Source organism: Streptomyces sp. NBC_00223 (assembly GCF_036199905.1).
Taxonomy (GTDB): Bacteria; Actinomycetota; Actinomycetes; order Streptomycetales; family Streptomycetaceae; genus Actinacidiphila.
Genome location: NZ_CP108109.1, coordinates 2,630,266 through 2,645,256 on the forward strand (window position 1 = coordinate 2,630,266; position 14,991 = coordinate 2,645,256).

At 72.1% G+C, this 14,991-nt stretch carries 11 protein-coding genes; 7 read left to right on the forward strand and 4 right to left on the reverse strand.

All coding sequences use genetic code 11. The annotated features are described in order from the left end of the window. Positions 1-186 precede the first annotated feature (186 nt). The gene (gene speB / locus OHA30_RS10945) at positions 187-1,149 is read right to left on the reverse strand and encodes an agmatinase (protein ID WP_328913627.1); all 963 of its coding nucleotides are present in this window, start codon (positions 1,147-1,149) and stop codon (positions 187-189) included. Positions 1,150-1,365: 216 nt separating this feature from the next. Here speB and OHA30_RS10950 point away from each other — a divergent pair, with 216 nt between their 5' ends. Next, positions 1,366-2,241 (forward strand): phosphatase, encoded by an 876-nt coding sequence (locus tag OHA30_RS10950; RefSeq protein WP_328913628.1) that lies wholly within the window; start codon positions 1,366-1,368, stop codon positions 2,239-2,241. A gap of 47 nt (positions 2,242-2,288) precedes the next feature. Here OHA30_RS10950 and OHA30_RS10955 read toward each other — a convergent pair whose 3' ends face one another. Genes OHA30_RS10955 through OHA30_RS10965 form a run of 3 tightly spaced genes read right to left on the reverse strand, consistent with a single transcriptional unit; the run spans position 2,289 to position 5,019 of the window. Further along, positions 2,289-3,173, reverse strand: coding sequence for an acyl-CoA thioesterase (locus tag OHA30_RS10955; protein WP_328913629.1), 885 nt, complete (start codon positions 3,171-3,173; stop codon positions 2,289-2,291). Positions 3,174-3,193: 20 nt separating this feature from the next. Beyond that, a complete protein-coding gene (locus OHA30_RS10960) occupies positions 3,194-4,351 on the reverse strand; it encodes an acyl-CoA dehydrogenase family protein (RefSeq protein ID WP_328913630.1) in 1,158 nt (385 codons plus the stop codon). Positions 4,352-4,407: 56 nt separating this feature from the next. Continuing rightward, complete coding sequence (locus OHA30_RS10965) at positions 4,408-5,019, reverse strand: SACE_7040 family transcriptional regulator (protein ID WP_328913631.1); 612 nt, start codon at positions 5,017-5,019, stop codon at positions 4,408-4,410. 83 nt (positions 5,020-5,102) lie between these two features. On the opposite strand from OHA30_RS10965, the gene OHA30_RS10970 reads away from it, so the two are divergent. The 6 genes from OHA30_RS10970 to glmS all read left to right on the forward strand — a co-directional run bounded on the left by OHA30_RS10970 (position 5,103) and on the right by glmS (position 14,615). Further along, a complete protein-coding gene (locus OHA30_RS10970) occupies positions 5,103-6,731 on the forward strand; it encodes a carboxyl transferase domain-containing protein (protein ID WP_328913632.1) in 1,629 nt (542 codons plus the stop codon). Positions 6,732-6,760: 29 nt separating this feature from the next. Next, positions 6,761-8,821, forward strand: coding sequence for an acetyl/propionyl/methylcrotonyl-CoA carboxylase subunit alpha (locus OHA30_RS10975; protein ID WP_328913633.1), 2,061 nt, complete (start codon positions 6,761-6,763; stop codon positions 8,819-8,821). Further along, positions 8,818-9,870: a hydroxymethylglutaryl-CoA lyase gene (locus OHA30_RS10980; protein ID WP_328913634.1), complete on the forward strand. Its 1,053-nt coding sequence runs from the start codon at positions 8,818-8,820 to the stop codon at positions 9,868-9,870. The genes OHA30_RS10975 and OHA30_RS10980 overlap by 4 nt, the downstream gene beginning before the upstream one ends. A 2-nt stretch (positions 9,871-9,872) precedes the next feature. Further along, positions 9,873-11,039 carry an acyl-CoA dehydrogenase family protein gene (locus tag OHA30_RS10985; RefSeq protein ID WP_328913635.1) on the forward strand — a complete coding sequence of 389 codons (1,167 nt, stop codon included), beginning with the start codon at positions 9,873-9,875 and terminating at the stop codon, positions 11,037-11,039. A gap of 1,266 nt (positions 11,040-12,305) precedes the next feature. Continuing rightward, positions 12,306-12,581 carry a hypothetical protein gene (locus OHA30_RS10990; RefSeq protein ID WP_328913636.1) on the forward strand — a complete coding sequence of 92 codons (276 nt, stop codon included), beginning with the start codon at positions 12,306-12,308 and terminating at the stop codon, positions 12,579-12,581. A gap of 219 nt (positions 12,582-12,800) precedes the next feature. After that, entirely contained in the window at positions 12,801-14,615 is a 1,815-nt protein-coding gene (gene glmS / locus OHA30_RS10995) for a glutamine--fructose-6-phosphate transaminase (isomerizing) (RefSeq protein WP_328913637.1), read from the forward strand. The last annotated feature ends 376 nt before the right edge of the window (positions 14,616-14,991 follow it).

The window sequence follows — 14,991 nt, forward strand, 5'->3', positions numbered from 1 at the left end:
CGGTCCTCCCACCGATTGTCTGTCGTCCGTGTCACCGCTCATCCGTTACGCGAGGCTGCAACGTGCTGGACTGCGCATTTCATCCTCCCGCAACAAAACCAACGACCAAGGTCGCACAAGAGTGCGACCTTGGTCGTAATCCCTTCGGGTGAAAACGGCCGGTTCCCCGGCCGGGCCCGGACCGGCTCAGCGTGCCGCCGCGATCTGCCGGGACATGATCGTCGTCAGTTCGTACGCGGTGTGCGAGGCCGCGACCGAGGTGATCTCGGCGTGGTCGTAGGCCGGGGCGACCTCCACGACATCGGCCGAGACGAGCCGGCAGCCGGACAGGCCGCGGAGGATCTCCAGCAGTTCGCGCGAGGTGAGCCCGCCGGCCTCCGGGGTGCCGGTGCCGGGCGCGTGCGCGGGGTCAAGCACGTCGATGTCGACCGAGACGTACAGCGGCCGGTCGCCGATCCGCTCCCGGAGCTGCTGCGCGACCTCGTCCACCCCTCGGCGCATCACGTCAGCCGAGGTCACGATGCCGAAGCCCATCTTCTCGTCGTCGTTCAGGTCCTTCTTGCCGTACAGCGGCCCGCGGGTGCCGACGTGCGACAGCGCGGAGGTGTCGAGGATGCCCTCCTCGACGGCCCGCCGGAAAGGCGTCCCATGCGTGTAGGCCGCGCCGAAGTACGTGTCCCAGGTGTCCAGGTGCGCGTCGAAGTGCAGCAGCGCCACCGGCCCGTGCCTGCGGGCGACCGCGCGCAGCAGCGGAAGCGCGATGGTGTGGTCGCCGCCCAGCGTCATCAGGCGGGCGCCGGTGCCGAGCAGGCCGTCGGCGGCCGCCTCGATGGTCTCGACGGCCTCGTTGATGTCGAACGGGTTGGCCGCGATGTCACCGGCGTCCGCGACCTGGGCGAGCGCGAAGGGCGAGGCGTCCTGGGCCGGGTTGTACGGGCGCAGCAGCCGGGACGCCTCCCGGATCGCGTTGCCGCCGAAGCGGGCGCCGGGCCGGTACGACACCCCGGCGTCGAAGGGCACTCCGACCACGGCGACGTCCGCGGCGCCGACCTCGTCCAGACGCGGCAGCCGGGCGAAGGTCGCGGGCCCCGCGTAGCGCGGGACACGCGACGAGTCGACGGGGCCGCGCGGCGGCGTGGCGCTGCTCATGGTGCCTCTTCTCTGCGGTGCTGCTCGGCGGACGTCGCACGGGGTGCGGTGCGTGTCCGGGACGCGGTTTTCGCACGGATAGGTGCCCGGCCGACCCTACGTGGCCCGTCGGCGCCGCCGAAATGTACGTTTCCTCCAATCGGGCGCCCCGATTACGCCTCGGCGTCGATCGCGCGGACGCCGCACACCCCGACCGCGGAGCGGGACAATGTGCGCATGCCCATGTTTCCCGCGCCCTCCGCTCCCACCCGCTCGGCCCTCGTCGCTCACCTGGTACGCACCCGGATAGCCGGGGACGTGGCCACCAGCCGCGAGAACAACCTCGACCACTACCGCGAGCTCGCCGAGGGCAATCGCTACTACTGGCTCGGTCTGGAGCTGGGCGACCGCTGGAACGACGCCTCCGCGGTGCTCGGTCTGATGGTCGAGCGGTGCGGGGTCGTCGCCGATCCCGAGCACCTGCACGGGCAGGACACCATCGACCCGGAGCTGACGATCGACGGCCTGGACCGTATGGCCGCGGTGCTGCACAAGGCGGCGGAGAACGGCTCACGGGTGCTGCTGGCGACCGGGCACCCCGCCGGGCTGTCCGCGGTGCACCAGGCGCTGGCGCACGCGCTGCGCGAGGCCGGCTGCCCGGTGGTCGCAGCCGCCGAGCACCTGTACGCGGACAGCGGCGAGATACGTCATCTGGCGGGCGTGTTCATGCTGCACCGGGCGGGCGGCCTGGTGCACACCCACTCGCCGGACCCCATGCGGGAGATCCTCGACGCCTTGGTGCGCAACGGGGAGCCGCTGCCCGACCTGGTGATCGCCGACCACGGGTGGGCCGGGTACGCGGGCAGCCGCGGCATCGACACGGTCGGGTTCGCCGACTGCAACGACCCGGCGCTCTTCGTCGGGGAGTCCGAGGGCAGCCTCCTGGTGAGCGTGCCGCTCGACGACAATGTGCCGCCGCACCACTACGAGCCCATGACCGCCTATCTGCTGGCCGCGGCCGGGCTGAACACCGGGGCGGAGGGGCGTGGAGCCGCGGCGCGTCAGCCGGAGTCACGCGTCCGGCGGCCGCGGGTGCGCAGGGGCCGGGCCTGAGCCCTCTGGGCCCTCATCCGGGGACTCCCAGGGGACGCGCATCGCCCTCAGGCGCGCGGTACCCGGACCAGGCCCTCCTGGATCACCGACACCGCCAGCCGGCCGTCCTGCGTGTAGATACGGGCCGTGCCGAGGCCCCTGCCGCCCGAGGCCGACGGGCTCTGCTGGTCGTAGAGCAGCCATTCGTCGGCGCGGAAGGGCCGGTGGAACCACATGGCGTGGTCCAGACTCGCGCCGACCACGTCACCCAGGGCCCAGCCGCCACGCCCGTGCGCCAGGAGCACCGAGTCGAGCAGCGTCATGTCCGACACATAGGTGGCGAGACACACGTGCAGCAGCGGGTCGTCGGCGATCTTGCCACGGGTGCGGAACCACACCTGGGAGCGCGGTTCACGGGGGGTTCCGGCGCTGAGGAAGGGCGGGTCCTCGACGTAGCGCAGGTCGACGGCCGCGCGCGCCTCCAGGATGCGATCGATGATCGTCGGGTCGGGGAAGAGGTCCGCGTGCGCGGGCAGCAGGTCGTCGGAGACCGGCAGTGTCTCGGGGTCGGGCGCGGACGGCATCGGCTCCTGGTGCTCAAGGCCGTCCTCGTAGGTCTGGAAGGAGGCCGAGAGGTGGAAGATCGGCTGGCCGTGCTGGATGGCGACGACCCGCCGGGTGGTGAAGGAGCGGCCGTCACGGATGCGGTCGACCTGGTAGACGATCGGCGCGCCGGGGTCGCCCGGCCGCAGGAAGTACGCGTGCAGTGAGTGCGCGGCGCGCTCCTCGGGCACGGTACGGCCTGCGGCGACCAGGGCCTGTGCGGCGACCTGGCCGCCGAACACCCTGGGGACGACCGCCAGCCGGCTGATGCCGCGGAAGATGTCCTGCTCGATCCGCTCCAGGTCGAGCAGTTCGAGCAGCGTGTGCAGGGGTTGCGGGTTCTCGTTCACAGGCCCTTCGGCTTCTTCGCTCACAGCCCCATCGACTTGGCGATGATCGACTTCATGACCTCGCTGGTGCCGCCGTAGATGCGGTTGACACGGTTGTCGGCGTACAGACGGGCTATCGGATACTCGTTCATGTAACCGTAGCCGCCGTGCAGTTGGAGGCAGCGGTCGATCACGCGGGAGGCCACCTCGGTGCAGAAGAGCTTGGCGGAGGCGGCGTCGGCGGCGGTCAGTTCGCGCCTGTCGTGGGCGTCCAGGGCGCGGTCGACCACGGCCTCGGCGGCGTCCACCTCGGCCTTGCAGGCGGCGAGTTCGAACTTGGTGTTCTGGAAGGAGGCGACCGTCTTGCCGAAGACGACGCGCTCCCGGACGTACGCCTGGGTGAAGCGGATCGCCGCCGCGGCCTGGGCATAGGCGCCGACGGCGATGGCCAGCCGCTCCTGCGGGAGGTTCTGGCCCAGGTAGGAGAAGCCCTTGCCCTCCTCGCCGAGCAGGTCCTCGACGGGCACCTTGACGTCGGAGAAGGAGAGCTCCGCGGTGTCGGAGGTCTTCAGTCCGAGCTTGTCGAGCTTGCGGCCGACCGCGTACCCCTCGGACGTGGTGTCGACCACGAAGAGCGAGATGCCCGCCCTGCGGTCCTCGGGGCTGGGCGGCGCGGTACGGGCGCAGACGATCACCCGGTCGGCGTGCACACCGCCGGTGATGAAGGTCTTGGCGCCATTGAGCACATAGTGACTGCCGTCGGCGGTGAGCTTGGCGGTTGTCTTCATGCCGGCCAGGTCGGAGCCGGTGCCGGGCTCGGTCATCGCGATGGCGAACATCGTCTCGCCGGTGACGAATCCGGGCAGCCAGCGCTTCTTCTGCTCGTCGGTCGCGTAGGCCCGCACATAGGGCAGGCACAGGCCCACATGGACGCCGCTGCCGCCGAACCCTACACCCGCGCGGGCGCACTCCTCACTGACGACGGCCTGGAACTTGAAGCTCTCCTGACCCGCCCCGCCGTACTCCTCGGGCACCTCTATACCGAAGACGCCCAGCTCACCGAGCTTGTAGTAGAAGTCGCGCGGAACGATGCCGGCCGCGAGCCATTCGTCGTGGACGGGGACGACCTCGGCCTGCACGAAGGCACGTATCGTCTCGCGGAACGCTTCGTGGTCCTCGTTGAACACCGTACGACGCACAGCGCGCCTCCCAATCGGCGAACGGTAACGGTCGGAGTCGAGCGATAAGCAAGCGCTCAGTAAGTTACCGGTCGGTCCGTACCGCTGTCCAGGGCCTCCAGAGCGCTCAGCGCCAGCCGGTGGAGCAGGGCCGCCATGGCGGTGCGGTCCGGCAGGCTGTTCTGGCCGCCGAGGTGCGGGGTGGAGTTCAGCAGGCCGAAGACGGCGTGCACGGCGGCGCGCACCTCCAGCTCGGTGGCGTCCGGGTGGACCCGGTGGACCACGCCGACCCACTCCTCGACGTACTGCCGCTGGAGCTGGCGGACCAGCTTGCGGTCGGAGTCGCGCAGCCGGTCCAGCTCGCGGTCGTGCAGGGTGATCAGCGGCCGGTCGTCGATCGCGAAGTCGATGTGGCCGCGGATCAGCGCGTCCAGCGCCTGTACGGGGTCTGCGGTCTCGGCGACCCGCATCCGGCCCGCGGCCAGCAGCCGGCCGCTGATCCCCACCAGCAGTTCGGCGAGCATCGCGTCTTTGCCGGCGAAGTGCCGGTACAGGCCGGGGCCGCTGATGCCGACCGCGGCACCTATCTCGTCCACTCCGACCCCGTGGAATCCGCGCTCGGCGAAGAGCCGCGCGGCCTCTCTGAGGATCTGCTCACGCCGGTTCTCGGCCGTCTTCGTCGGGTTCATGGAATTGAGTCTAGACAATCCCGTTAGCGAGCGTTAACGTGGAGTCATCACGTTAACGCTCGCTAACATCCGAGGGTCGAACCATGTCAGCACCCGCCCTTTCCAGCGCCGCCGATCCGGCGTCGGAGGCGTACCGCGCCAACACGCAGGCGCACGCCGCGCTCAGCGCCGCGCTGCGCGACAAGCTGGCCGCCGCGCGTCTGGGCGGCGGCGAGAAGGCCCGCGCGCGCCACCTCGCCCGGGGCAAGCTGCTGCCCAGGGACCGGGTGGACGGGCTGCTCGACCCCGGCTCCCCCTTTCTTGAGCTGGCGCCGCTGGCGGCCGACGGGATGTACGACGGGCAGGCGCCGGCCGCGGGCGTGATCGCCGGCATCGGGCGGGTCTCCGGGCGCGAGGTCGTCGTGGTCGCCAACGACGCCACGGTCAAGGGCGGCACCTATTACCCCATGACGGTGAAAAAGCATCTGCGCGCGCAGGAGGTCGCCCTCGACAACCGGCTGCCGTGCGTCTACCTCGTCGACTCCGGCGGCGCCTTCCTCCCCCGGCAGGACGAGGTCTTCCCCGACCGCGACCACTTCGGCCGGATCTTCTTCAACCAGGCCACCATGTCCGCTCGCGGCATCCCGCAGATCGCCGCGGTACTGGGCTCCTGTACGGCCGGCGGCGCCTATGTCCCGGCGATGAGCGACGAAGCGGTGATCGTACGGAATCAGGGCACGATCTTCCTCGGCGGCCCGCCGCTGGTGAAGGCCGCCACCGGTGAGGTCGTCACCGCCGAGGAGCTGGGCGGCGGCGAGGTCCACTCCAGGATCTCGGGCGTCACCGACCACCTCGCCGAGGACGACACACACGCGCTGAGCATCGTCCGCGACATCGTCGCCACCCTCCCCGCCCGGGGCGCGCCGCCCTGGACCGTACGGCCCGCGGAGCCGCCCGCCGTGGACCCGGCCGGGCTCTACGGGGCGGTGCCCGTCGACCCCCGTACGCCGTACGACGTGCGCGAGGTGATCGCCCGGCTGGTGGACGGCAGCCGCTTCGCGGAGTTCAAGGCGGAGTACGGCACGACGCTGGTCACCGGTTTCGCCCATGTGCAGGGCCACCCGGTCGGCATCGTGGCGAACAACGGCATCCTGTTCGCCGAATCCGCCCTCAAGGGCGCGCACTTCATCGAGCTGTGCGACCAGCGAGGCATCCCGCTGCTCTTCCTGCAGAACATCTCGGGCTTCATGGTCGGCCGCCAGTACGAGGCGGGCGGCATCGCCAAGCACGGCGCGAAGATGGTCATGGCGGTGGCCTGCGCCCGGGTGCCCAAGCTCACCGTGGTCGTCGGCGGCTCCTACGGCGCGGGCAACTACTCGATGTGCGGCCGCGCCTACAGCCCCCGCTTCCTGTGGATGTGGCCCAACGCCAAGATCTCGGTGATGGGCGGTGAGCAGGCCGCCTCGGTGCTGGCCACCGTCAAGCGCGACCAGTTGGCGGCGGCCGGCGAGAAGTGGAGCGAGGAGGCGGAGGAGGCGTTCAAGGCCCCCGTCCGCGAGCAGTACGAGACCCAGGGCAACGCGTACTACGCCACCGCCCGACTGTGGGACGACGGTGTGATCGACCCGCTGGAGACCAGGACCGTGCTGGGCCTGGCGCTGACCGCGTGCGCCAACGCCCCGCTCCCCACCCCCGATCCGACCGCGCCGGGCTACGGCGTCTTCCGGATGTGAGGGCCGTCATGACTGCGAGCACCCCTGCCATGAGTTCCCCGACCGCGGGCTCCCCCGCCGCGCGTCCGCTGTTCGACACCGTCCTGGTCGCCAACCGCGGCGAGATCGCGGTCCGTGTTCTGCGCACCCTGCGTGAGCTGGGCGTACGGTCGGCGGCCGTCTTCACCGACGCGGACGCCGACGCCCGGCACGTCCGCGAGGCCGACACCGCGGTCCGGGTGAGCGGCTATCTCTCGGCCGCCGAGATGGTGCGGGCCGCCGCGGTGTCCGGCGCCCGGGCCGTCCACCCCGGGTACGGCTTCCTCGCCGAGAACGCCGGGTTCGCGCGGGCCTGTGCCGAGGCCGGATTGGTCTTCATCGGGCCGCCCGCCGAGGCGATCGAGCTGATGGGCGACAAGATCCGCGCCAAGGAGACGGTACGGGCCGCCGGGGTGCCGGTGGTGCCCGGCAGCTCCGGGAGCGGACTCACCGACGCCCAACTGGCCGAGGCGGCCCGGGAGATCGGCCTGCCGGTGCTGCTCAAGCCGTCGGCGGGCGGCGGCGGCAAGGGCATGCGGCTGGTGCGGGACGCCGCCCTGCTGGCCGAGGAGATCGCGGCGGCCCGGCGGGAGGCCCTCAACTCCTTCGGCGACGACACTCTGCTGGTCGAGCGGTGGATCGACCGTCCGCGGCACATCGAGATCCAGGTGCTGGCCGATGGCATGGGCGGGGTGGTGCACCTGGGCGAGCGCGAGTGCTCGCTCCAGCGGCGCCATCAGAAGGTGATCGAGGAGGCGCCCTCGGTCCTGCTCGACCCGGCGACCAGGGCGGCGATGGGCGAGGCCGCCGTGCAGGCCGCCCGTTCCTGCGGCTACACCGGCGCGGGGACGGTGGAGTTCATCGTCCCGGGCGCGGACCCGGGCGCGTACTACTTCATGGAGATGAACACCCGGCTCCAGGTGGAGCACCCGGTGACAGAGCTGGTCACCGGACTGGATCTGGTGGCCTGGCAGCTGCGGGTCGCGTTCGGGGAACCACTCGCCTTCACCCAGGAGGACATCACCCTCACCGGTCACGCGATCGAGGCGCGGATCTGCGCCGAGACCGCGCGCCCGGGTGACGGCCGGGTGGACTTCCTGCCGTCGGCGGGCACCGTGCTGGAGCTGCGCGACCCGGCGGGTCCCGGGGTGCGGGTCGACTCGGGCCTGGCGCCGGGCACGGAGGTCGGCACGTCCTACGACCCGATGCTGGCGAAGGTGATCGCGCACGGCCCCGACCGGGCCACGGCGCTGCGGCGGCTGCGGTCGGCCCTCGGCGACACGGTGGTGCTGGGGCTGGACACCAACACCGGTTTCCTGCGGCGGCTGCTCGACCATCCGGCCGTGGTGGCGGGCGACCTGGACACCGGGCTGATCGACCGGGACGCCGCGGCGCTGCTGCCGCCCGGGGTGCCGGACGAGGTGTACACGGCGGCGGCGCTGCTGCGGCAGCGGGCCCTGGTCCCGGAGCCGGACGCGGGTGGCTGGACCGACCCGTTCTCGGTGCCCAGCGGCTGGCGGCTGGGCGGCGAACCCGCCTGGACGGTCCATCATCTGCGGGTGCCCGGACATGACCCGGTGACCGTCCGGGTCGGGGGCGGCCAGGTGCGGATCGGCGACGGCCCCGCCGTGGAGGCGAGGCTCGCCGAGGACGGACCCCGGGTGCTGCTGCACCGCGAGGGCACCGTGCTCGCCTTCCACCACGCGGGCGAGTGGCTGGGCCGCGAGGGCGACAGCTGGCGGACGCAGCCGTACGACCCGGTGGCCGCGGCCCTGCGCGGCGGCGGCGCCGGGGCGGGGGGCGGCGCGCTCACCGCTCCGATGCCGGGGACCGTCACGGTGGTGAAGGTCGCCAAGGGCGACGAGGTGACGGCCGGACAGAGCCTGCTGGTGGTGGAGGCCATGAAGATGGAGCACGTGATCACCGCCCCGCACGACGGGACGGTCTCGGAGATCGACGTCACCGCGGGCAGCACGGTGGCGATGGACCAGATACTGGCCGTTGTGACGCCCGCGACCGCGGGTGACCCAGCGTCGGGCTCCGCGCCCGCCCGGCCCGGGGAGGCGTCATGACCGACGTCACCACGCCCGCCGGCGCCACCGACGGCCTGCCCCCGGGGCTGCCGATGGCCGTGCCGCTGCCCGGGCTGCCCGAGCGGATCCGTATCCACGAGGTCGGGGCGCGGGACGGGCTCCAGAACGAGAAGACGACCGTACCGACCGGGGTGAAGGCCGAGTTCATCCACCGGCTGGCCGACGCCGGGCTGACCACGATCGAGGCGACCAGCTTTGTGCACCCGAAGTGGGTGCCCCAACTGGCGGACGCCGGGGACCTGCTGCCGCTGCTCGCCGACCTGGACCCGGAGGTGCGACTGCCGGTGCTGGTGCCGAACGAACGGGGTCTGGAGCGGGCGCTGGAGTCGGGGGTGCGGGAGATCGCGATCTTCGGCAGCGCCACGGAGTCCTTCGCCCGCGCCAACCTCAACCGCACGGTGGACGAGTCGCTGAAGATGTTCGAGCCGGTGGTGGCCCGGGCACTGGCGGCGGGCGCGCGGGTGCGCGGCTATCTGTCGATGTGCTTCGGCGACCCCTGGGAGGGCCCGGTGCCGGTCGCCCAGGTCGCGGCGGTGGCTCGGCGGCTGTACGAGCTGGGCTGCACCGAGCTGAGCCTCGGCGACACGATCGGTGTGGCCACGCCGGGCCATGTCACCGCGCTGCTCGACGAGTTGACCGGCGGCCCGGCGCACGAACCGGCGGCCGGACCGGCGGATGGCTCGGGACCCGGCCCCGGGAGCGGCCGGGCCGGCACTGTGCCCGTCCAGCGGATCGCCGTGCACTTCCACGACACCTACGGCCAGGCGCTGTCCAACACCCTGGCCGCGCTTCGGCGGGGCGTCACCGTCGTGGACGCCTCGGCGGGCGGCCTCGGCGGCTGCCCGTACGCCAAGAGCGCCACCGGAAACCTTGCCACCGAAGACCTCGTCTGGATGCTGCACGGCCTCGGCATCCGGACCGGGGTCGATCTCACCCGCCTCAGCGCCACAAGCGTCTGGATGGCGGAGCAGTTGGGACGGCCGAGCCCGTCCCGTACCGTCCGCGCCCTGACCCACCAGGAGCAGTAGCCATGTCGTTCGACCACCGCCTGTCCGCCGAGCACGAGGAACTGCGCGCCACCGTCGCGGAGTTCGCCCGGGACGTGATCGCCCCGAAGATCGGTGAGTTCTACGAGCACGAGGAGTTCCCGTACGAGATCGTGCGGGAGATGGGCCGGATGGGGCTGTTCGGACTGCCCTTCCCCGAGGAGTACGGCGGGATGGGCGGCGACTACTTCGCGCTGGGCATCGCGCTGGAGGAGCTGGCCCGGGTGGACTCCTCGGTGGCGATCACCCTGGAGGCCGGGGTGTCGCTGGGGGCGATGCCGGTGTTCCGGTTCGGCACGGAGGAGCAGAAGCGGACCTGGCTGCCGAAGCTGTGCTCGGGCGAGATGCTGGGCGCGTTCGGGCTGACGGAGCCGGAGTGCGGTTCCGACGCGGGCGGCACCAGGACCACGGCCCGGCTGGACGAGGCGACCGGCGAGTGGGTGATCAACGGCACTAAGTGCTTCATCACCAACTCCGGTACGGACATCACCGGGCTGGTCACGGTCACGGCGGTGACCGGCCGCAAGGACGACGGCCGGCCGCTGATCTCGTCGATCATCGTGCCGTCGGGGACGCCGGGCTTCACGGTGTCGAAGAAGTACAGCAAGGTCGGGTGGAACGCCTCGGACACCCGGGAGCTCTCGTTCGCCGACTGCCGGGTGCCGGCCGCGAATCTGCTGGGCGAGGAGGGCCGAGGGTACGCGCAGTTCCTGCGCATCCTGGACGAGGGGCGGATCGCGATCTCGGCGCTGGCGACGGGGCTGGCGCAGGGGTGTGTGGACGAGTCGCTGACGTACGCGCGGACCCGGGAGGCGTTCGGGCGGCCGATCGGCGCCAACCAGGCGATCCAGTTCAAGATCGCGGACATGGAGATGCGGGCGCACACGGCCAGGCTGGCGTGGCGGGACGCGGCGTCGCGGCTGGTGCGGGGGGAGCCGTTCAAGAAGGAGGCGGCGCTGGCGAAGCTGTACTCGTCGGAGATCGCGGTGAGCAACGCGCGGGAGGCCACGCAGATTCATGGCGGCTACGGGTTCATGAACGAGTATCCGGTGGCCCGGATGTGGCGGGACTCCAAGATTCTGGAGATCGGGGAGGGGACCAGTGAGGTGCAGCGGATGCTGATCGCGAGGGAGTTGGGTCTGGCCGGCTAGCTGTTCCGTCCCGGGCTGCGTGCGGGCGCCATGTGCGAGGGCGGCGCCCGCGCGAGCCCGGTCTGGGCGCGCGCGGCACGCGCGGCGCCCCAGCGGTGTGGTCGCCAGAGGCCGGCGGCGAGCTGGCGCGTGGCACGCCGGCCGCGGACACGCGCCCACGGATCGCCGAACGCGAGGAGCCCGCCCAGCCCGGTCGCCCTGACGGGCGGTGGGGGCACGCGGGCACGTAGTCCGTCCGCACGCGGCGACACCCGCCTGCCTGTCGGCCCAGCGGGACTCAACCACGCCGTCGCGGCCAAGGTGGCGGTCACGGATCACTCAGCGCGAGGCACCCGCCCAGCCCGGCTGCCCTGACCGGCAGTAGGGGCACGCGGACACGTAGTCCGTCCGCACGCGGCAACGCCCGCCTGCCTGTCGGCCCAGCGGGACTCAACCACGCCGTCACGGCCAACGACACGCCCACGGATCACCGAACGCGAGGCACCCGCCCAGCCCGGCTGCCCTGACCGGCAGTAGGGGCACGCGGACACGTAGTCCGTCCGCACGCGGCAACGCCCGCCTGCCTGTCGGCCCAGCGGGACTCAACCACGCCGTCACGGCCAACGACACGCCCACGGATCACCGAACGCGAGGCACCCGCCCAGCCCGGCTGCCCTGACCGGCAGTAGGGGCACGCGGACACGTAGTCCGTCCGCACGCGGCGACACCCGCCTACCTGTCGGCCGGCCCCAGCGGGACCCAACCCGCCGGTGCGGCCAAGGTGGCGGTCATGCCAGACCGCCCGCAGCCGACACCGCGTGTGACACGGCACCCCACACGCCCAGGGCACCACCACGCCCGGCCCTCGGCGCCCGCCCACCCTCCGGCACCTCAGAGGCCCGGACGGCGGCCCGCACCCCCGACCTGTACGACCCCGGTCGGCCCCCGGCCCGTGTCCGCGTGGCCCGCGGCCCGCTGCCCGCTGCCCCCGGGCGTCCCCCCGACCCCGTACGGCCTCGCTGCCCCCGGGCGTCTTCCGGGCCCCCGGCTGCGTTTTCTTACCGGTTCCCGCCCGGCGCGGGTCCGTGGTCGAGTGCCGGCGGGCCGACGTTGCCGGCACTGTCGGCGTCTCCGCCCGCTTACGCACTCTCGCCGCGCCGCCGCGCGTCCGCGTCTCGCCCCGGAGAGAGGGCGCGTCACTCGGGTGGCGGTGGGAAAAGGGGCGGGCTTGCCCGGAAGCGGGCAGGATTCTTGCAAAGCAAGCCTTTGTCACATCAGTATCAACGGGTGCTTGAACGCCGGAGGCCCTACGACGACCTGATCGACCACCTCGTGCGGACCACGCCGCTGCACCGCGGCGAGGCCGTCAGGGTGGTGCTGGACGTCCTGGCGTACTTCGACGAGACGACCGAGGAGTACGTCCGCCGCAGGCACCGTGAGCTCCAGGCGCAGGGCCTGGTCAACACGGTGATCTTCGAGCGGATCAGCGAGGAGCTGCCGCACCGGGCCGTGGCACCGTCCGCGCTCTCCCAGCGCCAGCTCCGCCGCATCGTCTACGGCTGACCGGCCGGATCCCGGCCACCCCGCCCACCCGCGCCGGACCAGGGCCGGGCGCCCATCAGGCACCCACCCCACCCCCGCCGCGGAACCCCCGGCCCCCGCCGGGCCCGAGCACCCGCCCCCAGGGCACGGGCGGCAGGCGAACGACCGAGCAGGACAGCAAGACAGCAAGACAGAAACAGCAGGACAGCAGAACAGCAGGACAACGGAGAGGGACTGCACATGTGCGGAATCGTCGGATACATCGGCAGGCGTGACGTGGCGCCGCTGCTGCTCGAAGGGCTGCAGCGGCTGGAGTACCGGGGTTACGACTCCGCCGGCATCGTCATCACCGGCAAGTCCGGCGAGCTGAAGACCGTCAAGGCCAAGGGCCGGGTGCGCGAACTCGAATCCCGTATCCCCAAGCGCTTCGCCGGGACCACCGGCATCGCGCACACCCGCTGGGCCACCCACGGCGCCCCGAGCGACGAGAACGCGCACCCCCACCTCGACGGCGACAACAAGGTCGCGGTCGTCCACAACGGCATCATCGACAACGCCTCGGACCTGCGCGCCAAGCTGACCGCCGAGGGCACGGTCTTCCTCTCCGAGACCGACACCGAGGTGCTCGCCCACCTCATCGGCCGCTCGCAGGCCGAGACCCTGGAGAAGAAGGTCAGCGAGGCCCTGCGCGTGGTCGAGGGCACCTACGGCATCGCCGTGATGCACAAGGACTTCCCGGGCCGGATCGTGGTGGCGCGCAACGGTTCGCCCGTGGTGCTCGGCATCGGAGAGAAGGAGATGTTCGTCGCCTCGGACGTCGCCGCGCTGGTGGCGCACACCCGCCAGGTCGTCACCCTCGGGGACGGCGAGATGGCCACCCTCAAGGCCGACGACTTCCGCACGTACACCACCGAGGGCTCCCGTACGACCGCCACGCCGACCACCGTGGAGTGGGAGGCCGAGTCGTACGACATGGGCGGCCACGACACGTACATGCACAAGGAGATCTCCGAGCAGGCGGAGGCCGTGGACCGGGTGCTGCGCGGCCGGATCGACGACCGGTTCGCCACCGTGCACCTGGGCGGGCTGAACCTGGACGCCCGCGAGGCCCGGAGCGTACGCCGGATCAAGATCCTCGGCTGCGGCACCAGCTACCACGCCGGTCAGATCGGTGCCGGGCTGATCGAGGAGCTGGCCCGGATTCCCGCGGACGCCGAGCCCGCGTCCGAGTTCCGCTACCGCAATCCCGTGGTGGACGCCGACACGCTCTACGTCGCCGTCTCGCAGTCCGGCGAGACCTACGACGTGCTGGCGGCCGTCCAGGAGCTCAAGCGCAAGGGCGCCCGGGTGCTCGGCGTGGTCAACGTGGTCGGCTCGGCGATCGCCCGGGAGGCGGACGGCGGGACGTACGTGCACGCCGGGCCCGAGGTGTGCGTGGTGTCCACCAAGTGCTTCACCAACACGGTGGTGGCCTTCGCGCTGCTCGCGCTGCACCTCGGCCGTATCCGCGATCTGTCGGTGGCCGACGGCAAGCGGATCATCGACGGGCTGCGCCGGCTGCCGGGCCAGATCGACGAGATCCTCAAGTCCGAGCCGGAGATCAAGCAGCTGGCCCGGGGTTACGCGGACGCGAAGTCGATGCTCTTCATCGGGCGGGTGCGCGGCTATCCGGTGGCGCGGGAGGCGTCGCTGAAGCTCAAGGAGGTCAGCTACATCCACGCGGAGGCGTACCCGGCCTCGGAGCTCAAGCACGGGCCGCTGGCGCTGATCGACCCGTCGATGCCGACGGTCGCGATCGTCCCGGACGACGACCTCCTGGAGAAGAACCGTGCCGCGCTGGAGGAGATCAAGGCCCGCAACGGCCGTATCCTCGCGGTCGCCCACCAGGTGCAGGAGCGGGCCGACGACACGATCGTCGTACCGAAGAACGAGCCCGAGCTGGACCCGATCCTGATGGGCATCCCGCTCCAGCTCTTCGCCTACCACACCGCCAAGGCGCTCGGCCGGGACATCGACAAGCCGCGCAACCTGGCGAAGTCGGTCACCGTCGAGTAGCGGTCGAGCAGCACCGGAGCGCGCCCGGCCCGCACCCACGCGAGCCGGCGCGCGCCCTACCACCCACGCCCGCGCCCCACCGCCCACGGCTCACGCCCCACGGCTCACGAGCCGTCCACGCGCGCGAGCCGACGTACGCGCCCGCCGTTACACCCACCCGCGAGCCCGGCGCGCGCCCCCAGCCCCGCGAACCCGCCGTACGCACACCCGCGCCCCCGCGCACGTCCTCAGGCCGTAGAACCCGCGAAACGCCCCACGCGGGCCTCGCGGCCACGGACGCGTGCGCGGACCGGCCCCGCACCAGCCCCGTCCCGGCCCCTCCAAGCCCGCCGCCCCGCGGCAGGCGTACGCGGGCGGACCCCCGCACCGCGCAGAG